The organism is Streptomyces sp. NPDC024687 (genome assembly GCF_055559055.1).
Window position 1 is genome coordinate 141,593 of record NZ_JBVHLJ010000014.1, and the last position, 21,077, is coordinate 162,669.

A 21,077-nucleotide genomic window follows, 5' to 3' on the forward strand; every position below is an offset into this window, starting at 1 on the left:
CCGGCTGCATCTGTCCGACCAGGTGGAAGATCTCCCGGGCCGCGTGGCGCTCGCGGCAAGGGGCGGTTTCGCGACGGGACTTGCCCCGCCGAAATCCGCAGGCGACACCCCCGCCCGCCGGGCAGAATCGCCCTCATGTCACAGCGTGCCGAACACCTGCTCACGGCAGTCGACCGGCTCTCCTACCCCCACCGCATGCGTGAGTTGGCCTTTGCTGCCCGGCGCGCCGCGGCAATGGGGGCGGTCGACGAGCTTGTGACCGGGCTCGCCGCCCACGGCGTCCACGGGCAACGGCTCGCCGCCACCGTGGCGGACATGGTGCGCCACGACACGTATCTGGAGGGCTGCCTCGCGGACCCCGACCGCCTCGTCCGCGCCCCCGCGATCAGGGCGCTGCGGCAGGGGCGGCTCACGGACGCCACCGTGATCGAGGCCATCGAGGACGCACCCGCCGCCGTCCGGCAGCAGCTCGTGCACGCCATCGCCGTAGCGGGGCGTACGGGCCTCGCCGAGGCGCTGGTCGAGCCGACGTACCGGCGATGGGGCGCCGAGGCCGCCGCGGAACTGCTCGCCGCCTGCACGGCAGAGACCGCAGGCCGGCTGCTGCCCCGCCTGTTCCGCGGACTGAGCTCCTACCGGCTGCTCGCCGCCCGCCATCCCGCTCTGCTGCTCGCCGAGGTGGAGCGCCGGCTCGACACCCTCCCCGCCGTCGTACGGGACGGCTGGCTGGCGTCCCACGCGGACGCGCTCGCGCTCCTCGCCGAACGGGATCCGCTGGGTGTGCTGGCTGTGCTCGAGCGTTACGAGACGCTGCCGATGCCCGTGGATCGCAAGCTGCACCTCCTGGTCGAGGCGGATCCCGGCCGTACGGTGCGGCTGCTGCTGCGCCCGAAGCTGCGGTCCCGGCTGAACGGCGGCCACCTCGAACCCGCCGTGCTGCGCCGCCTCGTCCGCCACGACCCGGCGGAACTCACCGACCTTGCCCGCGCCTGGAACGACAACGCGGCCGCTCTCGCCCGGCTGCTGGCCTGCCTGCCGCCCTCCCGCCGCGGCGCCCTGTTCGACGCGGCGATGGAGGGCAAGGACCTCGCCCACGCGGACCTCAGCCCCGCCCTGCTCGACGTACTGCCGTATGAGCGGCGCACTGCCGAGGCCCGGCGGATGGCAACGCTGGCCCGCGGCAGGGGCGCGCACTGGACGCAGATACTGACAGCAGCCGCCTGTCTGCCGCCGGACGAGGTCCGTGACGACCTTCTCACCGCCGTCCGCCGCTCCGCCGCGGACGACCGCGCCACGGCGTACCCCCTGCTCGTCCGCAACGCAGCACGCTCCCGCGACCCACAGGAAGTGAGCCGGTTGCTGCGTGCGCTGGTGCGGCTCCGCAATGAACAGGACCCGGTCCGCAGCGCCGCCCTCTCCGCGCTGGCAGAGGTGCCTCCTTCGCTGTTCGCGGAGGACGCCGCCGAGGACCTCGGACGAATCGCCGTCGACGCCGTCGAAGCCCGCGACTCCTCCTGGAGCACCCGTCACGCGCTCAGCACGCTCGCCCTGTCCGTGCTGCGCGAGCACGCCGTCACGGGCGGCACGCGTCTCATCGGCTGGGCCCTCGACACCCTCACCCGGCTGTCCGGCCACACCGGCGGCGTGAACGTCGGCCGCCTCGACACCGTGCTGCGGCGCGGCCAGGAGTACGAGGTGCTGGCGGCGCTACGGCCGTGGCTGGAGGCCGCCACCGACAAGGCCGACTACTCGCTCGTCTTCGCACTCGTACGGGCACTCGGGCGGCGCGCGTGGGGGATGGCCGAACTCCAGGAGTACCTGTGGCAGGCCGTCCAGTTCGGAAACGACGCGTCCGTCCGCACCGCCGTCGACCTCTGGCTGGAGCAGCCGAAGGGGCGCGACGAGCGGGTGGAGCGGATCGTGCGGCTGGAGCCGTCCGCCGCCGTCCTGCCGTCCGTTCTGAGAGTCCTGACGGAGCGGCGTACGGACCTGCTCGACCCGGTGCTGGCGGACACCCCACCGTACGGCCGTTTCCTGACCGCCCGCAGCCACTGGACGCCACCCACCCACCGGGCCCACCGCTGGGTGCCGCGCCAGCAGCGGGCGGCGGCGGAGCTGCTCGCGCGCACAGCGGGCGACGCGGGGCAGCCGGTGCATGTGCGCGTCCGGGCCCTCGCGGCGGCGGCAGTGATCCCGGGGGCGGGCCCGGAACTCGTCCGCCGCTATACGGGATCGTCGAACGTCCCGCTGGCGGAGGCGGCCCTCGGCGCGCTGCCGTGGACCGATCGCCCCGACGAGGTGCTGCCGCTGCTGCTGGAGCACGCGGGCGGTGACCGCGCCCGGGTCGCGGTCTACGCGGCGACGCGGGCCGCGCAGTACGTCGCGCCGTCGCGGCTCGCCTCGGAGCTCCGCAGGCTGCTCACGCCGAAGGACCCGCGGACGGTGAAGGTCACCAGCCGCAAGGAGGCGGTGCGCCTCGCGGCGACGATGCTGCCCCCGGTGCAGGCGGCGCCGCTGCTGCGGGAAGCGTTCGAGCTGCCCGGGCAGCACCACGACGTGCAGTCGGTGTGCGTCGCGTTCGTCCAGGGGATGCTGGCGGAGCCGGCCGGCTGGCCCATGCTGGAGTCGGCCGCGCAGGGACGTACGGAGCTCCGCCGGGAGCTGGCACGGGCGGCCGTGGCCGAGGTGGACGAGGAGCATCGGGCCAGGTACGCAGGGCTGCTGCTTCGTGCCTGCGAGCTGCCGCTCGAACCGGAAACGGCTGCGGCGCTGTTCCCGGCACTGGCGGAATGGGCGCCGTGGCAGCCGGAGATCGCCGAGTTGCTGGTGGCCGCCACCACGGACCTTGCCGATCGGGCTGTGTGGGCGATGGCCGGGCAGGAGCTGGTGGAGCTCGCGGCGGACGACGACGGCCCGTACCTTCGGGCCCTGCGGGCGATGCTGGAAGCCACAGGAGACCCGGACCAGCCCGACGCCGAGCCCGAACGCGACCGGCCGGCCCGGCAGCGGGCCGCGAGCCTGCTGCACCACCTCCTGCTCCACCATCGCTACCGGGGCGGGGGCCGACCGACGGCGGACGTGCTGCTGCGCGCCGCCGACACCGCCGCCGCCGCCGCCGGGCACGAGGATTTCGCACGCTCCGTCGCCGAACTCCGGCTGTACGCCCTCGACCTGGACAAGGACGCCAGCGCGCTGTCGGCGGGCCTGCGCCGATTGGCTGCCGACTGCGAAGGACGTCCGCTGCTCGCCCGGGACATCGCCGAAGGACTCAGCTCGCGGCTCGGCGCGATCAGCGGCCCCGCGCCGGACGCGTGGTGGGAGACCGCCCGCACGCTGGGTGCGGAACGGGGCCTGGCCCAGGGCCTGTTCGCCATCAAGCTCACCGTCTCCGGCGGCAGCCGCTCCCGGTGGACGGAGCCGTGGCGCGGCCGGCTCCGCACTCTGCGCCGGCACGCACACCCCGACGTCCGCGCGTCGGCACGCGAGACGGTCACGGCACGGGAGGCGCCGCCGTCGGTCCCGGGGACGATCCAGTGGTGACCGGGGCCCGCGCGGTGGCGCCGGCCGGTGACCGCCTGGCCGTGATCGCCTCTGCGTACACACCCACGACGACCGCACCGACGCCGCATGGAAATACACGACGAGCACAGCAAGGCCGCGTCGCACGCCACGCACCGAACCGTCCCCGAACACAGACCCCGCCGGAGCCGGGCCGACTGCAGCCCAGCTCCTCCGCGGCACCGCGCGGCGGGCCTGCCCACGCGTCATTCCGGCGGAATGCGGAACTCGAATGTGGGCCGGTCCCACGGCACGGCGGGCGGGTTCGCGAGCGCGGTCCCGATCCGGACTGCGCCGACGCGGTGGTAGAAGTCCTCGGCGGGGCGATGCGACACGACCTTGACACGGTCGAGCCCGGCGGCGCGGGCCTCGGACTGCATGTGCGCGACGAGCAGCCGTCCAATACCCCGACCTTGCGCCTCGTCGGCGACGAACAGCAGGTCGAGCTCCGGTGGAGCGAGGACGAGCGAGTAGAACCCGAGGACCCTGCCGCCTTCATACTCGTCGGCGCCTACGGCTACGAAGACACGGTGGGCGTCGATGTAGTCAGGACCGACCCGGTAGCCCGCCACTGCGGCTGCGTATTTGCCCTCGTAGGCCCCTGAGCCGCGCACGAGCCGTGTGAGCCGTTTGGCATCCCGTGCGACGGCCCTCCGAATGGTGATCGGCCGGCTGATCCGGGAAGTGCGTGAACTCATCGGGAGAGTATTGCGCACCGGGGAATGCTTTCCTGCGGCGGGTCGACACGGCGCGGAGCAACCGGGTTCAGTGCCCGTGAGAACGGTGAAGAAACCAGGGAAATCGATTGCGTGTTCTCGTATTCGCCGGGCACGAGGAGCGACGGAGGTTGATAACTATGGTTCCCCTGCTTCTCGTTCTTCTGCTGGCACTGATCCTCTTCGGCGCGGGCTTCGCGCTGAAGGCACTGTGGTGGATCGCCGTCATCGTCCTGGTCGTCTGGCTGCTCGGCTTCGTCATGCGCTCCGCCGACACAGGCGGCCGCAAGGGACGCTGGTATCGCTGGTAACCCGCCGATCCCGGACATGCCTGGGGCCCCAGGAACGTATTCCGGGGGCCCCAGGCATGTCCGGGATCAGAGCATCCTGCCGTTGGAACGGTCTCGTCACCCGCGAATGCGTTGCGGTCAGGAGCCGACAATGCGGCGCACGTTGTCCACGGCACCGCAGCCTTCCTTGAGCTGACGCTCGCGCTCTTCCACGAACGCCTCTCCCAGTTCCTCGCGGCGCTCCATGGCCACGTTCTCGCGTGCTCCGTTGAGGATGGTGCGCTCCTCCTCGTCGGCGTGGTGGGTGACGGCCTGCACGAGTTCTTCCAGCTTCTCGTCCCACTCCTCGGAGCCGACCTCGTCGACCTCCAACAGCTCCAGAAGTGCCTTGTTGCCCTCCTCGTGCTCCTCCTCGCCGTGTTCCACCTCGTCGTCGTCGATCTTCTTGTAGCTCTTGAGGGCGGGATAGACCTTGGCCTCCTCCGCCAGCGCGTGTGCGATCAGCAGATCGGAGAACTCCCGAAGAGCGGCGCCCCGGTCGGCTTCGACGCTGCGCATCAGACGAAAGAGATCCTCCATCTTCCGGTGGTCCTGGAGAATGAGTTCAACGACGTCTCGTGTCTCTGCCATGGGTTGAGGCATCACCTTCGTGCGGGGGGAAATCTGCCGGTATATCCCGTACCCCGTCCTGCCTCGTTCATCACGACGACCTGATCGTGGAAGGAGTTGGCATGAAGGCGGGAGGAAGGGGTAGACGCGGCTGCGGCGAGCCGAAATGGCCTGTCAGCAGGACCGACAGGGGAGGGACACATGATCTCGGATACGGCAGCGACGGCGACGACGGCGGATGCGCACTGCTCTGCCTTGCCGGAGGTGGCCGACCCGTCCAAGGTCGCTCCGAAGGACGCGCGTGAACTGACCCGCCTGTTCTTCCAGCAGCTGGCCCTCCTGGAGGAGGGCACGCCGGAGTACCAGTACGCGCGCAACACGCTGATCGAGATGAACATTTCCCTGGTCCGCTTCGCGGCTTCCCGGTTCCGCAGCCGGGACGCGGAGGAGATGGAGGACATCGTCCAGGTCGGTGTGATCGGTCTGATCAAGGCCATCGACCGGTTCGAGATCTCCCGGGAGGTGGAGTTCACCTCCTTCTCGATCCCCTACATCGTGGGAGAGATCAAGCGTTTCTTCCGTGACACCACGTGGGCCGTACACGTTCCGCGACGTCTGCAGGAGGCCCGCGTCCAGCTGGCCCGCGCCACCGAGGAACTGAGCAGCCGCCTGGGCCGCACACCCACCGTGGCCGAACTGGCCCAGCTGATGAACCTGGACGAGGAGGAGGTCATCGAGGCACGTCTGGCCTCCAACGGCTACCGCTCCTCCTCCCTGGACGCCGCCATCAACAACAGCGAGGACGGCGAGACGGCCCTGGCCGACTTCATCGGCAACGAGGACAGCGCACTGGAACTGGTGGAGGACTTCCACGCCCTCGCTCCGATGATCGCCGACCTCGACGAGCGCTCGCGCAAGATCCTGCACTGGAGGTTCGTGGACGAACTGACCCAGGCCCAGATCGGCGAACGACTCGGCGTCTCCCAGATGCACGTCTCCCGACTCCTGTCACGCACCCTGGCCCAGCTGCGCGAGGGCATGCTCACCACCCACTGACCCGCCGCGTCACACACGACGCCTTCGCTGTCGTCAGGCGGCCACTACGCCCCCGGTGCGGTCACGCCGCCCGGCGTGCTCCCGGCAGGACCGTGCCGCGGAAGTGCCCCGAGGGGAGCCGCGGCGTAGAAGTGGCCGCCTGCGCGTGCGGTTACAGGCTGAGGAAGAAGCACACCGTCGTGCCGGACCAGCGTCAGGCCCGGGCCGCCCACCTGCCCGCGCTCGGCAGGGCCCGTTCCCACGGCGGACGTGTGAGGGCGCTGATCTCACCACGGGCGCGTATCTCAGAACGACCCACCGGACACTGCCGTTCGACATCACTGATGCACCGCACGGAAGAGGCCCGCTCAGGCGAAGCTGAGCTCGGCCCACACCGTCTTGCCGGGGTGGCGCGGGGTGACGCCCCAGCGGTGGGAGAGTCGTTCGAGGAGTTGCAGGCCGAAGCCGCCGGGCTCGATGTTCGTGGTGGCGCATACGCGCGGCCGACGGTCGCCGTGATCGCTGACCGCGATGCGCAGCAGCCGACCGTTCCAGGTGAGTCGGATCACCGGTGAACCGGCGCCGTGGCGGATGGCGTTGGTGATCAGTTCCGAGACGAGCAGCTCGGCGGTCTGGATCATCCGGTGGCGGCGCAGCGGGCCGCCGAAACCCTCCACGCACTCGCGGACCCAGTGCCGGGCGGCTCCGATGCTCGCTGTGACCGCGGGGAAGCGTGACTCGCAGGATGGGATGGTCGGTTCGCTGTCCAGTTCGCTGTCCACGCGCTCCTCCAGCGGGGTAGCCCTGCGCCGTCGCCGACTGGCGCTGTGCACAGCCAGTGTCAGTCGTCCTCCGGGTTACCGCTGCCCGCCCGGTGAACCATCTGTCGCCGCCGGATGACCGGCAGATCCTGTGAAGGCTCGTACACCGCTGTCGACGGGACTGGTGGTGGCGGCCCGGAGGGCGCTGGCAGAATCATCCCGTCACACGAAACGGAGCCACGCCGGTCGCGCTGCCGCCGTGGTCCGAGAACCGAGGGAGCCCACATGGAACAGGTTTCGGATGTGGAGATTCCACTGGACCGTGATGTGTTCCTGCGGACCTTGGTGCGTGAGCTGGCGACATCGCTGGAGTCGGTGATCGGTATGGAGGAGGCGTCCGGCTACGTCAGCCTCGTGGGACAGGCCGTCGGCACCCAGATCGACGAGATGTACCTCAAGGCGCTGGGAGCCGACCGGCTCACAGGCGAGCAGGTCGCCGAGGCCCTCGTAGACCTCAAGCGCCGTATCAACGGTGACTTCTACGTCATCGAGCACGACGAGACGAAGATCGTGCTGGGCAACCGGATGTGCCCGTTCGCGGAGAAGGTGGTGGGCCGCGAGTCGATGTGCATGATGACGTCCAACGTCTTCGGCACCATCGCCGCCCGCAATCTGGGCTATGCGCGGGTGGAGCTGGAGGAGACCATCGCGCGCGGCGACGCGGGCTGCCGCGTGGTGGTGCATCTGATCCCCGACGTGGACATCGAGACGGTGAACGGCCGTGAGTACTTCGACGACCGGGCTGTGGCTCCATGACCCTTGGCCTCTTCCGGGCCATCACCAAACCGCTGCCCCACGCGGTGCTGCTCTGCGGGGCCGACGGCCGCGTGCTGGCTGCCAACCCGGCGGCGATCCGCTCCGACGACCGGCTGTGCCCGGGTGCCAGCGTGTTCGATCTACGGCCCGACGACACGCCGCGGCTGCGTCAGCAGATGGCTGTGTGGCTGCGCAGCGGCAGCCCCGTGCCCGGCGCGCTGGTTCTCAAGGACGCCGACGGCCGCAAGCGGCGGTTTCGCTGTCACGGGGCGCGGGCCACTTGGTGGGACGGCCCACAGCCCGCCGTGCAGCTGCACCTCGTCGAGGCCGGCGCCTCCGACCGGTTCGTCGCGCTCAGCCAGCAGGTGGAGGCGCTGAACCGGGAGGTGGCATTCCGCCGTGCCACCGAAGTCGACCGGGCACGGCTGCTGGCCGCCGAACAGGCCGCCCGCGCTCAGTTGCAGCACATGTACGACCTGACCGCCGCCTTGGCCGCCGCCATCAGCCTCGCGGAGGTTTCCCGCGTCGTCAGCGAGGTGGCGCCGGCCGCCCTGGGAGCCACCGCGGCGGAACTCTTCCTGCACTCGGCGCGGCTGGTACCGCTCCTGCAGCCCGAGGACAACGGCCTTCGGGCCGACGCGGGCGGCTGGACCGACCTGGACCGGCCGTACCGCGCGGACGACTCGCTTCCCCGCGAGGCCGGGGACGCTGTGCCGCTCGCTCTGTCCCTGGAGGCGGACGGCGTCCAGCTCGGCATGCTCGTCGTGCACGGCTCACAGCACTCCACCGTCTCCGCGCACGTGACGGCCGTGGCGCAGCAGATCGCCCAGGCCCTGCGCCGGGCGGGGCTCCACGAGCACGAACACCGGGTCGCCGAACGTCTCCAGCTCAGCCTGCTGCCACAGCTGCCGCAGCTGTCCGGCCTGGAGACGGCCACCTGCTACGCCCCGGGCAGTGACCTGCTCTCGGTCGGCGGCGACTGGTACGACGTCTACGAGGTGGACGCCGACCACATCGGCCTGAGCATCGGCGACGTCGCCGGCCACGGACTGCACGAAGCGACCGTCATGGCCCAGGTCACCGCGGCCCTGCGCAACATCGTGCCGCGCTGCGGCACCGACCCCGCCGCCGTTCTCGACGAGGTCAACACCTTCCTGGGCCGGTACCACCCGGGGCGGATGGCCACCGCCTGCTACCTGGTCTTCGATCGCCGGACCCGCACCCTGACCTACGCCACCGCCGGCCACCCGCCACCGCTGCTCATCCACGCCGACGGCACCAGCGACTACCTCAACAAGGCCACCTCTCCGCCGCTCGGGCCCGTCAGGAACGTCCGCTACCGGCAGGCCGACACCGCCGTGGCCGAGAACGACACGCTGCTGCTGTACACCGACGGACTGATCGAGCGCCGCCGTGAGGACCTCGCCATCGGCCTGCAACGGCTCACCGAGTTCGCCCGCACCACCAGCCGCCTGGACATCACCGAGCTGTGCGACCGCTTCCTGCACCACCAGCCCGAGGCGGCCTTCCCCGACGACCGGGCCCTGCTCGGCGTCCGCTTTGCCCCGTCGGTCTGACCTAGAGGTCGGTCGGTGTGCCCAGGCCCGTGAGGGCGCCGACCGGGTCCAGGTCAGGGGTGCCGCGGGGCCACCAGTCGCCGCGGCCCGGTTCGGACTCGTAGGCGTACCACAGGCCGTCGTGGCCGAGGCGGAGCTGGATGTGGCCGCGAGGGTGGGTGAGGTGGTTACGCCAGGGGCGGAAGGCGGGGAGGTCGGCGGCGAGGAGGAGGGGACGGGCGCGGTCGAAACGGCCGGCCGGTGGGTCCCAGGGCTCTTCGAGGACGGCGAGTCCTTCGAGTCCGCCCTGCCGCCAGGCGGCGACCGCGCGGGCCAGGTCGGCCGGGGTGCGGTCGGTGGCCGCGGCGAGGGAGGCATAGAGGGCGCGGGTGCCGGCGGTGAGGCCGGAACCGGGGCGGGCGGCGGCGAGGCGGACCGCGTCCTGCCAGAGGGTGAGTTCGCCGACCGGGTCGCGGCCGGTGCCGAGCAGGGCGTGCGCGCGGGCGGCGGCGTCGGTGGCCAGCTGGTCCAGGGCGAAGGGGTCGGGGCCGCCCGGGGACGCGGGATAGGCCGGGGGCTGCTCGGGATGCGGAGGGACGGGCAGCGGGGCCGGGAGTGGTGGGAGTCGGCGGGGCGCGAGTGCTTCACCGGCCCGTACGCCGGGCAGCGGCTCCGGCTCCTGTTCCTGGGCGGCACGGGCCGCGCGGGCGGCGCTGAGGCGGGACAGGGCGTCGAGCAACTCGCGTTCGCCACGGCCGCGCAGCAGGAGCAGGACGAAGGGGTCGGCGTCGAGGAGGCGTGCGGTCTGGTAGCAGAGGGCGGCGGCGTGTTTGCAGGGGTGGCCGCGGTCGGGGCAGCTGCACTGCGGTTCGAGATCACCGGGGCCGGGAAGCAACGGCACTCCGCACTCGGCCAGCGCCTCGGGCATCTCCTTGTCGAGCAGTGCGGCGATGTGTCCGGTCCGGTCGGCGGCGAGGTCCAGGAAGCGGTCCCAGTCAGCGTCGCCGAGCGTCCGCAACCGCACCTGCACGCGGTACGGCCGGGCGCGGCTGCCCTGCACATAGGCGAGCACGAGACCGGGCGTCACGGTGATCGCGTCCACGTTCCCTTGCTCGGCGTAACCGCGGCCCCGCGCGAGTCGCTTGGCGTCCAGCGCGCCCTCCTCCAGCGCGGTGACCCAGGCGTTGCCCCACCAGGTGGCGGCGAACCGGGAGTCCTCGGAAGCGTGGGGAGAAAAGGCCGGGAAGGTGCGCCGCAGCTCGTTGTCCCGGTTGGGGGCGGCCATGGAGTGGGGGTGACGGGGTGCGGACGGGGTGTTCAGGGGGCTGCCGACAGGAACGTGGCTCCCCGGGACGGAACTGCCCTGCTGTGTAGGGCCGTTGGCCTCAGGGTCCTCCGCCGGCAGGGTCGCGTCGTCGGGCATCCGGAAGACGTCGGCCAGCAACTCCCGTACGTCACGCGCCCGGACGCCGGCGGTGGGACTCGGCGTACGGTTCCGGGTCGGGGCCGGGGTCGCTGAGGTGCTGCGCGACCGGCGCGCGTGGGCCGCCTCCGGTTCCGCGGCCTCGGCGTCCGCCCGCCTCTTGCGTGCCGCGCGCAGCGCTTCGCGGACCGCATCCGCAGGGCGTGCGCCGGGACGAGCCGCCTCAGCGACGCGATCCGTGTCTCGGTCCGTGGGTTCGACGGAGGGGGAGGCGGTGGGCGCGGTGGTGGGGGCTGCGTCCGCGTCGGACCGACCTGTGGCGCCGGTCGTGTCCACGATCGACTCACGCCGGGCCGCGACGGCTTTCGGTAGGGGTGCGCCGGAGGCAGTGGCACCGGCGCCCGACTCGGACCGTCCCGTGACACCACGCCGCGCCGCGACAGCTTCCCGCAGGGCCGCACGGGCGGCGTCACCTGGCCGGGGCTCGGCCAGGTCGGGTTCGGCCACGGCGTTCTCGGACACCGTGTCCTGCCCGTCGGCGGTATCCGGCCCGACGGCGTCCGCGCTCATCCGGCGAGCCGTACCTTCAGCGGCGGCGCGGTCCGCCGCCGTAGCCGCGGCCCGCGCCGCAGAGTTGCCCCCTTGATGCTCCGCGAGGCTGCCCCCAGGAAGGCGCCCCCTTCCCGGCACCGCAGAGCTCCCGGTAGCCCCGGCCGCGCGGCTCTCCGCACCGTGCGCCCCGTCGTGCCCCGTCCCCTTCGCCTCTGGGCTGCCGCTCTCCTCGACCGCGCGGCTCCCCGTCCCCTGCGCCGCAGAACTCCCGGTCTCCACAACCGCACAACTCCCGGCGTCGGACGCCACAGAGTCATCGGTCTCCGACACCGCCGAGGTGTCATCGCCCGCCACCGCGAAGCTCCCGGCATCCGCCGCCGACGGATTCCCGGCCTCCCCCGCCGCCGTGGGATTTCCGGCCTCCGCCACGGCCGGAACGCCACCCCCCGCCACCGCGAAGCCCCCGGCACCCGCCGCCGCGGAATTCCCGGCCTCCCCCACCGCCGGAACGCCACCCCCCGCCACCGCGAAGCCCCCGGCACCCGCCGCCGCGGAATTCCCGGCCTCCCCCACCGCCGGAACGCCACCCCCCGCCACCGCGAAGCCCCCGGCACCCGCCGCCGCGGAATTCCCGGCCTCCCCCACTGCCAGATCGCCATCCCCCTCAGCCCCGAAGCACCCCGCACCCCGCGCTGCCGAATCGTCAGCCTCCCGCGCCCCCGGACCACCACCGGCTTCAGCGGTGCGGGCCCCCGCACCCGCCTCCGCCGAGTTGTCCGCCCGCGCGTCCTCGCCGCACGCCCCGGTGACCGTCTCCCCGCCCGCGTCCTCCGTCGTTTCCCTCGCCGCCCGCTCCCGTGCCGCCCGCAGGGCTCGGCGGGCCTCGTCGGCGGGGCCCGGGGTCATGACGACCTCCTCAAGGAGACCAAGTCGGTCAGTTCGCGGTCGGTGAGTTCGGTGAGGGCGGACTCTCCGGAGCCGAGGATCGCGTCGGCGAGGGCGCGCTTGGATTCGAGCATCTCGGCGATGCGGTCCTCCACCGTGCCCTCGGCGATGAGGCGGTGGACCTGGACGGGCTGGGTCTGGCCGATGCGGTAGGCGCGGTCGGTGGCCTGTTCCTCGACGGCCGGGTTCCACCAGCGGTCGAAGTGGACGACATGGCCCGCGCGGGTGAGGTTGAGGCCGGTGCCCGCCGCCTTCAGCGACAGCACCAGGACCGGGATCGCGCCGCTCTGGAAACGGTCCACCATGCGTTCCCGCTCCGGTACCGGCGTGCCCCCGTGCAGCAGGTCCACCGGGACCGCGCGGGCGGCGAGGTGGGCGGTGATGAGGCGGGCCATGCCCACGTACTGGGTGAAGACGATGGCCGAGCCGTCCTCCGCCAGCAGGGTGTCCAACAGCTCGTCCAGCAGGGCCAGTTTGCCGGAGCGGGCGACCAGGCGCTCTCCGGCCGTCGGCTGAACCTCCTCCTTCAGGTACAGCGCGGGATGGTCGCAGATCTGCTTCAGCGCGCCGAGCAACTTCAGCACCAGGCCCCTGCGCGCGATGCCCTGTGCCGTCTCGATCGCCAGTAGCGACTCGCGCACCACCGCCTCGTACAGCGAGGCCTGCTCGCGGGTGAGCGGGACGGGATGGTCCGTCTCCGTCTTGGGCGGCAGCTCGGGGACGATGCCCGGGTCGGACTTCTTGCGGCGCAGGAGGAAGGGCCGCACGAGCCTGGCCAGCCTGGTCACCGCCTCCTGGTCCTCGCCGTTCTCCACCGCGCGCGCGTGCCGGGCGCGGAAGGATTTCAGGGGGCCGAGGAGTCCGGGGGTGGTCCAGTCGAGCAGGGCCCAGAGTTCCGAGAGGTTGTTCTCGACCGGTGTGCCGGTCAGGGCCACGCGCGCGGGCGACGGGATCGTGCGCAGGGCCTTCGCGGTCGCCGAGTACGGGTTCTTCACGTGCTGGGCTTCGTCCGCGACGACCATGCCCCAACGCTGTTCGGCCAGTCTCGTCGCCGCCGCGCGCATGGTGCCGTACGTGGTGAGGACGAAGCCGCCGTCGAGGCCGTCCAGGCTGCGGTCCGTGCCGTGGAAGCGGCGGACGGGGACACCGGGCGCGAACCGGGTGATCTCCCGCTGCCAGTTGCCCAGGAGGGAGGCGGGACAGACGACCAGGGTCGGCTCTCGGCGCGCGCGACGCAGATGCAGGGCGATGACGGTGATCGTCTTGCCGAGTCCCATGTCGTCGGCGAGGCAGCCGCCGAGCCCGAGGGAGGTCATGAGGTCCAGCCAGGCCAGGCCGCGGAGTTGGTAGTCGCGGAGGGTGGCGTGCAGTCCCGCGGGCGGTTCGGCGGGCTGCACTCCGGTCGTCAGGCGGTCGCGCAGGGCGGCGAGCGCGCCGACCGGGACCGCCTCCATCGTCTCGCCGTCGACCTCCGCGCTGCCGGTCAGGGCCACGGAGAGCGCGTCGACCGGGTCGAGCAGGCCCAGTTCGCGCTTGCGGGCCTTGCGGACGAGGGCGGGGTCCACCAGCACCCACTGGTCTCTGAGGCGTACGACGGGGCGGTGGGCCTCGGCCAGCGTGTCCATCTCGGCCTCGCTGAGCGGGTCGCCGCCGAGGGCCAACTGCCAGCGGAACTGGAGGAGTTCCTCACTGTCGAAGAAGCCGGTGCCGTCGGTCGCCGAGCCCGGGGCGGACCGTACGACCGCCGCCGCGGTGAGGTCCTGCGCCAGGTCCCGCGGCCAGTGCACCGCGACTCCCGCCGCGGCGAGCCGGGTCGCGGCCACGCCGAGCAGGTCGCCCAACTCCTCGTCGGACAAGGCCAGTACGTCGGGTACGTCCTGCTCGGAGAGCCGGTCCAGGGGCGGCCAGACCCGTGCGGCGCGGCGCACGGCGAGGGCCGCGTCCACGCGTGCGCGTGGCCCGAAGACGGCGTCGGCGTCCCCCGCCCACAGGGCTGCCGCGTCGGTCACCAGGGTCGGGTCGGCGAGGCTGTGCACCTGGACGATCGCGGCGCCCGCGCTGCGCACACCCCCGGCGCCGGCGTCGAACAGGTTGTCCGCCGACAGGGCCAGGCGCAGGGAGATCCGCACGCCCGCGTCCATGCCGGCGGCGACTTCGGCGGCCCAGTCCTGGGCGTGCGGCAGTCGCTGGGGAGCACGGGCCGCGAAGGGCTTGCCGGACGCGTAGGGGGCCGCGGGGGTGCGGGGCAGGGTGTCGGCGACCGCGTCCAGGAAGGACCGCATCAGGGCTTCGGGTTCCGGCAGCCGGAGCGGGCCGGGGCCGGGCAGCGGGACCGCGTGTCCCTCGGGGGGCAGGGCGGCCGCGATCGCGCGGAGGTGGGCGATGTCGTCCGGGTCCAGGGGGCCGGCCCGCCAGGCGTCGTGGCCGGTGGGGGTGAGTCCGGGCAGGAGACGGCCGCGGGCGGTGAGCCGCAGCGCGTGCAGGGCTGCCGCGCCCCAGCAGGCGGTGGCGGGGTGGGCGGCGGGATCACGCCGGGCCCGGACGAGCAGCGGCAGGGCCTCACCGACCGGGAGCGAGAGGGCGGGAGCGGTCCGGCGCCGGCCCGCGGCTCCGTGCGGCCGTACGACAGTGAGTTCGGTGCGCTCGGGGGACGTGGTGTCGGCGTCGGGACTCTCGGCCGGCAGGGGCTCGCCCTCGGGGTCCCAGAACGCGATCCGGCCCTCTCGGGGAAGGGGCGCGGGCAGGAAGACGGCGGCGAGCCGGACGGGGACGGCCGCGTCCTGCCGCTCACCCCTGCGCTCGGCCACCAAGGCCCTGTCGCTCATACGTCCTGTCACCTCCCGCCCGCACGTCGGATCAGTCGTCTTCGACTCTACGGGCGGGGTCTGACAATCGGCTCCGGCGGCCGCGTCACGGAACCGTGCGCGAGACGACGTACACCTTCGGGGCGTTCGGCACGGTGAGGTTGACCATGACGTCCTGGGTGGGCGCCGGGTCCTTCTGCGGGTGGCTCAGGCCCCACCAGGAGCGCGGGCCGTCGAACTTCCAGCCGCTGACCTTCCGGTCGCGCTCGCTGATGGAGATGTCGCCCTTCTTCAGCTCGGCGCGGCTGACGCCCATGGCGGTGAGGAAGGCGTCCAGGCCGGCGTCGGTCGTCCGGAACTGGACGTAGAGGCGGCTGGTCTTCCAGTTGTTGGTCTCGTAGGAGGCGACCAGGTCGGCGGGGTGCGGGACGGGCACCTGGTAGAGGCGGCGCTGGACCTTGGACGGCCAGTCGGGCGTGAGGCCCGTCGCGGAGTACTTCGCCTCCTTGTCCTTGCCGCTGTCGCGGCTCTGGTTGGCGGAGATCACCAGATAGCCGGCCGGGACGCCGATGAGCAGACCGATGATGAGCAGCGTGATCGCCCTGCGGCGGATCATGTGGCGGCGGTCCTCGGGGGGACGCTCCGGTTCGTCGGGGGGCGCCGAGGCCTGGTGCGGCAGGGATGCCGTCATGCGGTGTCCCGGGACGTACGGCGGGCCTCCACGTACCGTTCGTAGCGCTCGTGCCGCTCCACCCGGCGCCGGTTGGCGCGCCGGAAGCGACGGGCGACCAGGCGGGCGAGGTCCGCGGCGCCGACCATGCCGGCCTCGGGGCCGAGCTGGGCGCGGGCGATGCGGGCCTCGGGGCGGTAGCCACGGCCGGTGAGCTGGCGCTTGAAGGCGTCCCGCGCGGGGCCGATCAGCAGGTCGTCGGCCGCGCTGACGCCGCCGCCGATGACGAAGCAGGACGGGTCGAGGGCGGCGGCGAGGTTGGCGATGCCGACGCCGAGCCACTGGCCGATGTCCTGGAGCAGCTCGATGCACATCGCGTCGCCGTCGCGGGCCAGCTCGGTGATCATCGGGCCGGTGATGTCGCCGATGTTGCCCTTGACGTGCTCGATGATCCCGTACGCCACCGGGGAGTCGGCCGCGGCCAGCTCCCTGGCCTCCCTGACCAGCGCGTTGCCGGAGCTGTACTGCTCCCAGCAGCCGCGGTTGCCGCACGGGCAGCGGTGTCCGCCGGGGACGACCTGCATGTGCCCGAACTCGCCGGCGACGCCGTACTTGCCGCGCTTGACCTGGCCGTCCTCCAGGATCGCGCCGCCGATGCCGGTGCCGAGCGTGATCATGACGAGGTGGTCCTCGCCACGCCCCGCGCCGAAACGCCACTCGGCCCAGGCGGCGGTGTTGGCGTCGTTGTCCACCAGGACGGGGACCGCGAGGCGGCCGGCGATGCGGTCCCGCAGCGGTTCGTTGCGCCAGGACAGGTGGGGGGCGAACAGGACGCGGTTGCGGTCGGCGTCGACCCAGCCGGCCGCGCCGATGCCCACCGCGTGCACGTCGTGGCGGTCGGACAGGTCCAGGACCAGTTCGACGATCGTGTCCTCGACGACCTTGGGGCTCTTGGACTTGTCCGGTGTCTCGGTGCGGACCTTCTCCAGGATGTTGCCGTCGGCGTCGACGACACCCGCCATGACCTTGGTGCCGCCGATGTCGATGCCCACCGTCGGCACGCGCGGTGCGGTCAGGTGTGAGCGGCGTTCCCTCGTGCCGACGGTCCGCAGGGCGGGGGCGCGGCGGGAGCCTATGGGGGCGGTGAAGTTGCCGTAGGTGCTCATCGGCCCTGATTCTGCCTCACCGCCGGGCCGGGTGCCGTACAGGGCGGCAGGGAGAGCGCGCGGGACTCCGATACGGCCCCGCGTCCCTCAGGGGCGTACCAGGAGCTGGAACTCGAACGAATAGCGCGTCGGCCTGTACGTATGCGTGCCGTACTCCACCGCTCGGCCGGTGTCGTCGAAAGTGACGCGTTGCATGGTGAGCAGGGGGGCGCCCGCCTCCTCGGCCAGGCGTTCCGCCTCCGCCGCCGTGGCCGCTCGCGCGCCGATGGACTGGCGGGCGCTGTGCAGGGTGATGCCCGCCGCGCGCATCATGCGGTACAGGCCGGTGGCCTCCAGCTGGGCGGTGTCCAGGTCGAGGAGGGCCGGGGGGAGGTAGTTGCAGAGGTACGCCATCGGCTCGCCATGGGACAGGCGCAGGCGTTCCACCTGGTGCACCTCGCTGCCCTCGGTGACGCCGAGCGCGGCGGCGATCTCGGCGGTGGCGGAGACGAGGGTGTTGACGAGGACCTTGGTCGCGGGGCGCTGGCCGGCCGCCTCCAGGTCGTCGTAGAGGCTGCTGAGCTCCAGGGGGCGCTTGACCTGGCTGTGCACGACCTGGGTGCCGACTCCGCGGCGGCGCACGAGCAGGCCCTTGTCGACGAGCGACTGGATGGCCTGGCGGACAGTGGGCCGGGACAGCCCGAGCCGGGCGGCGAGCTCGATCTCGTTGCCCAGCAGGCTGCCGGGGGTGAGCGTGCCGTGCTCGATCGCGGCCTCCAGTTGCTGGGACAGCTGGAAGTACAACGGCACCGGGCTGCTGCGGTCCACACTGAGCTCGAGCGTCACGGTCGGGTCCACTCCTGGTTTCGGCACGGGCCCGAGCGTAGCTCCGTGCGCTGTTGACGGGAAGTCGTGTAGTCAGATTGTCCGGACATACGCATTGACAGCACGGGGTTCGCGACCACACTTTGTTCACATGCGCATCGGGGTCATAGGGACGGGCCGCATCGGCACCATTCATGCGAACACGCTCAGCCGCCATCGGGAGGTCGGTTCCTTAATCCTCACGGACGCGGACGGCGCGCGGGCCCAGGAGCTCGCGCACCGCCTGGGGGAGACCGCTGCCCCCGGCGTCGACGAGATCTTCAAATGGGGCGTGGACGCGGTGGTCATCACCACGGCGACCTCCGCCCACGCCGAACTGATCGGCCGGGCGGCGCGCTCGGGACTGCCGGTGTTCTGCGAGAAGCCCATCGCGCTCGACCTGCCCGGCACGCTGCAGGCCATCGCCGAGGTGGAGACCGCCGGGACGATTCTCCAGATGGGCTTCCAGCGCCGCTTCGACGCGGGTTACACCGGTGCGCGGGAGGCCGTGCGCTCGGGGCGGCTCGGGCGGCTGCACACCGTGCGGGCGCTCACCTCCGACCAGGCGCCGCCGCCGGCGGAGTGGCTGCCACTGTCCGGGGGGCTGTACCGGGACACCCTGATCCACGACTTCGACATCCTGCGCTGGGTCACCGGGCACGAGATCGTCGACGTGTACGCCGCGGGCTCCGACGCCGGTCCGCCGATGTTCCGGGCCGCGGGGGACGTCGACACCGCGGCGGCCGTGCTCACCCTCGACGACGGGACGCTCGCCACGGCCACGGCCACGCGGCTGAACGGGGCCGGGTACGACGTGCGCATGGAGCTCGCCGGGGAGCTGGACCAGGTCGTGGTGGGCCTGGACGACCGCACGCCGATCGCGTCCACGGAACCCACCGGGCCGCCCGCGGCGGACAAGCCGTGGACGGGGTTCATGGAGCGGTTCGGACCGGCCTACGAGGCCGAACTGGACGCGTTCATCGAGGTGGTGCGGGGTGAGAGAGCGAACCCCTGCGACGGGCGCGAGGCGTTGCAGGCGCTAAGGGTCGCCGAGGCCTGCGAGGTGTCCCGACGCGAGCGCAGAGCCGTGCGGCTGGCGGAGATCCTGGGAGGCGCGAGCGCGTCCGCGTTCTGAACCTGTGGGAACCCGGGCGGCGCCCCTTGACGCCCACCGGGGCCGGGGTGTGAGCCTGTCGCGCCCACGGGGCCCGTCCTTCACGCCCACCGGATCGCCCCCTGTCGGGCCCAGGGGACCGCATCCCGCGACGCCCTGCTGACCGCATCCCGGCCGAGCCGCCCACCACCGCAACCCGACACGCCCCGGACCACGCCCCGTGACACCCACCCGAGCGCATCCCACGATGCCCTGCCGACCTCACCGCGGCCGGGCCGACTACCACCGCACCGGCAGGCTCCGTACCCCCCTGATCAGCATCCCCGGCAGCCACTCCCCCGCGGGTCCGTCGAGGGCGAGGGCGGGGGCGCGGTCCAGCAGGGTCCGGATCGCCGTGCGGGCCTCCAGGCGGGCCAGCGGGGCGCCCAGGCAGTAGTGGATGCCGTGACCGAATGCGAGGTGGCCGCGGGGGTCGCGGCGGATGTCGAAGCGGCCCGGCGCCGGGTAGCGGGAGTCGTCGCGGTCTGCCGCGCTCAGACAGATCATCACCGGGTCGCCCTTGGCTATGGCCCGTCCCGCTATCTCCAGGGGCTCGGCGGCGTACCGGAACGTCGCGTTCTCCACCGGGCCCTCATAGCGCAGCGTCTCCTCGACCGCGCCGTCGACGAGGCTCATGTCGGCGCGCAGTGCGGCGAGTTGGTCCGGGTGGGTGAGCAGGGCGTGCACGCCGTTGGTGATGAGGTTGACCGTGGTCTCGTGGCCCGCGATCAGCAGCAGGAAGGCCATGCCGCGCAGTTCCGACGGGGAGAGCCGGTCGCCGTCCTCGGCGGTGGTGCGGATGAGGTCGCCGAGCAGGTCGTCGCTGGGTCCGGCGCACCGCTTGTCCTCGATGAGCTCCGTCAGGTACTCACCGAGGCGCGCGACGGCGTCGTACGAACTCTCCGCGCTGGTGGGTGCCACGACCTCCGTGGACAGCTTCCGGAACTCGGTGCGGTCCATCTCGGGTACGCCGAGGAGCTCGCAGATCACGGTGATCGGCAGCGGGTAGGCGAGGTACCGCACCAGGTCGGCGCGGCCGTGCGGCAGCATCGCGTCGAGGAGGTCATCGGTGATCTGCTGGATCCTGGGCCGCAGTTGCTCGATGCGGCGCATGGTGAAGGCGCGGGAGACCAGGCCGCGCAGCCGGGTGTGCTCGGGCGGGTCGCTGCTGAGCAGATGGCGGCCGATCAGGGCCTCGTCGTCGAACACCATGCCGATCCTGCGGCCGTCCTTGGACAGCCTCGGGTCGGCGAGGGCCGCGCGCGCCTCCTCGTGCCCGACGATGAGCCAGGTCGAGTAGTCGGCGTCGGAGCCGGGCGGTCGCACCCGGTGGACGGGGCCGAGTCCGCGCAACTCGGCGTACACGGGGTGCGGATCGACACGGAACGCGTCGCCGTACTCCCCCAGGTCGATCACTGCTTCGGTCATGAGCTCCCCCTTCACTCCGTCAACGCCCGACGCCCGCACCTAGTGCCCGCCCTGCCCGGATTCCTCGGACTGTTCCAGCAGTCCCGCGTCGTACGCCAACAACGCGATCTGCACCCGGTTGTTGAGGTCGAGCTTGGCGAGGACGCGGGAGACGTGGGTCTTGACGGTGGCGACGCTCATGTAGAGGGCGGCGGCGATCTCGGCGTTGGACAGTCCCTGGCCGACGGCGACGGCCACCTCGCGTTCGCGGTCGTTGAGTGCGGCAACACGCTCACGCGCGCGTGCCCGTCGGGTGTCGGCGGCGGTCCCGGCCGCGTGCTCCATCAGCTGGCGGGTGACGGCGGGCGACAGGACGGGATCGCCGGCCGCGACGCGGCGGACTGCGGCGAGGATCTCGGCGGGCGGGGTGTCCTTGAGGACGAATCCCGCCGCGCCCGCGCGCAGGGCGCGCAGGACCTGCTCGTCGGCGTGGAAGGTGGTCAGGACGACGACCTGCGGGGCGTCGGGCCGGGCGCGCAGCCGCTCCGTGGCCGTGAGACCGTCCACCGCCGGCATTCTGATGTCCATGAGGACGACGTCGGGGCGGGTCCGGTCGACGGCGGCCTCGACCTCGGTGCCGTCCGCCGCCTCTCCGACGATCTCGATGTCCTCGGCGCCTCCCATCATCAGGGACAGGCCGGCCCGCACGAGGGGGTCGTCGTCGACGAGGAGCACTCTGATCACAGTCATGGGCCCTACGTAATCACGCGGAG

General features: G+C 72.5%; 16 protein-coding genes. 6 read left to right on the forward strand and 10 right to left on the reverse strand.

The features are described from left to right. Positions 1 to 135 precede the first annotated feature (135 nt). Positions 136 to 3,540, forward strand: coding sequence for a hypothetical protein (locus ACZ39I_RS38255; RefSeq protein ID WP_467249849.1), 3,405 nt, complete (start codon positions 136 to 138; stop codon positions 3,538 to 3,540). A gap of 224 nt (positions 3,541 to 3,764) precedes the next feature. Here ACZ39I_RS38255 and ACZ39I_RS38260 read toward each other — a convergent pair whose 3' ends face one another. Then, the gene (locus tag ACZ39I_RS38260) at positions 3,765 to 4,256 is read right to left on the reverse strand and encodes a GNAT family N-acetyltransferase (RefSeq protein ID WP_467249851.1); all 492 of its coding nucleotides are present in this window, start codon (positions 4,254 to 4,256) and stop codon (positions 3,765 to 3,767) included. A gap of 158 nt (positions 4,257 to 4,414) precedes the next feature. Here ACZ39I_RS38260 and ACZ39I_RS38265 point away from each other — a divergent pair, with 158 nt between their 5' ends. Beyond that, positions 4,415 to 4,585, forward strand: a complete 171-nt coding sequence (locus ACZ39I_RS38265; protein ID WP_030933194.1) for a DUF5670 family protein — start codon at positions 4,415 to 4,417, stop codon at positions 4,583 to 4,585. A 117-nt stretch (positions 4,586 to 4,702) separates the two neighbouring features. Here ACZ39I_RS38265 and ACZ39I_RS38270 read toward each other — a convergent pair whose 3' ends face one another. Then, positions 4,703 to 5,194 (reverse strand): hemerythrin domain-containing protein, encoded by a 492-nt coding sequence (locus ACZ39I_RS38270; RefSeq protein ID WP_467249852.1) that lies wholly within the window; start codon positions 5,192 to 5,194, stop codon positions 4,703 to 4,705. Between the two features lie 180 nt (positions 5,195 to 5,374). Between ACZ39I_RS38270 and ACZ39I_RS38275 the strand changes: the two genes are divergently transcribed. Further along, positions 5,375 to 6,229: an RNA polymerase sigma factor SigF gene (locus ACZ39I_RS38275; protein WP_467249854.1), complete on the forward strand. Its 855-nt coding sequence runs from the start codon at positions 5,375 to 5,377 to the stop codon at positions 6,227 to 6,229. 347 nt (positions 6,230 to 6,576) lie between these two features. Here ACZ39I_RS38275 and ACZ39I_RS38280 read toward each other — a convergent pair whose 3' ends face one another. Continuing rightward, positions 6,577 to 6,990 carry an ATP-binding protein gene (locus ACZ39I_RS38280; RefSeq protein WP_467249856.1) on the reverse strand — a complete coding sequence of 138 codons (414 nt, stop codon included), beginning with the start codon at positions 6,988 to 6,990 and terminating at the stop codon, positions 6,577 to 6,579. A gap of 264 nt (positions 6,991 to 7,254) precedes the next feature. Between ACZ39I_RS38280 and ACZ39I_RS38285 the strand changes: the two genes are divergently transcribed. Beyond that, entirely contained in the window at positions 7,255 to 7,785 is a 531-nt protein-coding gene (locus tag ACZ39I_RS38285; RefSeq protein WP_467249858.1) for a methanogen output domain 1-containing protein, read from the forward strand. After that, positions 7,782 to 9,362, forward strand: a complete 1,581-nt coding sequence (locus ACZ39I_RS38290) for a SpoIIE family protein phosphatase (RefSeq protein ID WP_467249860.1) — start codon at positions 7,782 to 7,784, stop codon at positions 9,360 to 9,362. The genes ACZ39I_RS38285 and ACZ39I_RS38290 overlap by 4 nt, the downstream gene beginning before the upstream one ends. Before the next feature lies 1 nt (position 9,363). Here ACZ39I_RS38290 and ACZ39I_RS38295 read toward each other — a convergent pair whose 3' ends face one another. The 5 genes from ACZ39I_RS38295 to ACZ39I_RS38315 all read right to left on the reverse strand — a co-directional run bounded on the left by ACZ39I_RS38295 (position 9,364) and on the right by ACZ39I_RS38315 (position 17,726). Continuing rightward, positions 9,364 to 11,334 (reverse strand): SWIM zinc finger family protein, encoded by a 1,971-nt coding sequence (locus tag ACZ39I_RS38295; RefSeq protein WP_467249862.1) that lies wholly within the window; start codon positions 11,332 to 11,334, stop codon positions 9,364 to 9,366. 884 nt (positions 11,335 to 12,218) lie between these two features. After that, a complete protein-coding gene (locus ACZ39I_RS38300) occupies positions 12,219 to 15,086 on the reverse strand; it encodes a DEAD/DEAH box helicase (protein ID WP_467249863.1) in 2,868 nt (955 codons plus the stop codon). Between the two features lie 85 nt (positions 15,087 to 15,171). Next, complete coding sequence (locus ACZ39I_RS38305) at positions 15,172 to 15,756, reverse strand: sugar kinase (protein ID WP_467249865.1); 585 nt, start codon at positions 15,754 to 15,756, stop codon at positions 15,172 to 15,174. Continuing rightward, positions 15,753 to 16,901: an ROK family glucokinase gene (locus ACZ39I_RS38310; RefSeq protein ID WP_352381501.1), complete on the reverse strand. Its 1,149-nt coding sequence runs from the start codon at positions 16,899 to 16,901 to the stop codon at positions 15,753 to 15,755. The genes ACZ39I_RS38305 and ACZ39I_RS38310 overlap by 4 nt, the downstream gene beginning before the upstream one ends. An 87-nt stretch (positions 16,902 to 16,988) precedes the next feature. Then, positions 16,989 to 17,726, reverse strand: coding sequence for a GntR family transcriptional regulator (locus ACZ39I_RS38315; RefSeq protein WP_451476505.1), 738 nt, complete (start codon positions 17,724 to 17,726; stop codon positions 16,989 to 16,991). A 130-nt stretch (positions 17,727 to 17,856) separates the two neighbouring features. On the opposite strand from ACZ39I_RS38315, the gene ACZ39I_RS38320 reads away from it, so the two are divergent. Beyond that, positions 17,857 to 18,879, forward strand: a complete 1,023-nt coding sequence (locus ACZ39I_RS38320) for a Gfo/Idh/MocA family protein (protein ID WP_403665192.1) — start codon at positions 17,857 to 17,859, stop codon at positions 18,877 to 18,879. 258 nt (positions 18,880 to 19,137) lie between these two features. Here the strand turns inward: ACZ39I_RS38320 and ACZ39I_RS38325 are convergent, their stop codons facing one another. Then, a complete protein-coding gene (locus tag ACZ39I_RS38325) occupies positions 19,138 to 20,325 on the reverse strand; it encodes a cytochrome P450 family protein (RefSeq protein WP_467249868.1) in 1,188 nt (395 codons plus the stop codon). Between the two features lie 39 nt (positions 20,326 to 20,364). After that, entirely contained in the window at positions 20,365 to 21,054 is a 690-nt protein-coding gene (locus ACZ39I_RS38330; protein ID WP_467249870.1) for a response regulator transcription factor, read from the reverse strand. Between the last annotated feature and the right edge of the window lie 23 nt (positions 21,055 to 21,077).

Bases quoted from the DNA above. Each gene is read 5' to 3' on its own strand.
- ACZ39I_RS38275 (WP_467249854.1), top strand. From the start codon at position 5,375: ATGATCTCGGATACGGCAGCGACGGCGACGACGGCGGATGCGCACTGC.
- ACZ39I_RS38305 (WP_467249865.1), bottom strand. From the start codon at position 15,756: ATGACGGCATCCCTGCCGCACCAGGCCTCGGCGCCCCCCGACGAACCG.
- ACZ39I_RS38330 (WP_467249870.1), bottom strand. From the start codon at position 21,054: ATGACTGTGATCAGAGTGCTCCTCGTCGACGACGACCCCCTCGTGCGG.
- ACZ39I_RS38260 (WP_467249851.1), bottom strand. From the start codon at position 4,256: ATGAGTTCACGCACTTCCCGGATCAGCCGGCCGATCACCATTCGGAGG.
- ACZ39I_RS38295 (WP_467249862.1), bottom strand. From the start codon at position 11,334: ATGAGCGCGGACGCCGTCGGGCCGGATACCGCCGACGGGCAGGACACG.
- ACZ39I_RS38270 (WP_467249852.1), bottom strand. From the start codon at position 5,194: ATGGCAGAGACACGAGACGTCGTTGAACTCATTCTCCAGGACCACCGG.
- ACZ39I_RS38290 (WP_467249860.1), top strand. From the start codon at position 7,782: ATGACCCTTGGCCTCTTCCGGGCCATCACCAAACCGCTGCCCCACGCG.
- ACZ39I_RS38300 (WP_467249863.1), bottom strand. From the start codon at position 15,086: ATGAGCGACAGGGCCTTGGTGGCCGAGCGCAGGGGTGAGCGGCAGGAC.
- ACZ39I_RS38265 (WP_030933194.1), top strand. From the start codon at position 4,415: ATGGTTCCCCTGCTTCTCGTTCTTCTGCTGGCACTGATCCTCTTCGGC.
- ACZ39I_RS38255 (WP_467249849.1), top strand. From the start codon at position 136: ATGTCACAGCGTGCCGAACACCTGCTCACGGCAGTCGACCGGCTCTCC.
- ACZ39I_RS38285 (WP_467249858.1), top strand. From the start codon at position 7,255: ATGGAACAGGTTTCGGATGTGGAGATTCCACTGGACCGTGATGTGTTC.
- ACZ39I_RS38320 (WP_403665192.1), top strand. From the start codon at position 17,857: ATGCGCATCGGGGTCATAGGGACGGGCCGCATCGGCACCATTCATGCG.
- ACZ39I_RS38325 (WP_467249868.1), bottom strand. From the start codon at position 20,325: ATGACCGAAGCAGTGATCGACCTGGGGGAGTACGGCGACGCGTTCCGT.
- ACZ39I_RS38310 (WP_352381501.1), bottom strand. From the start codon at position 16,901: ATGAGCACCTACGGCAACTTCACCGCCCCCATAGGCTCCCGCCGCGCC.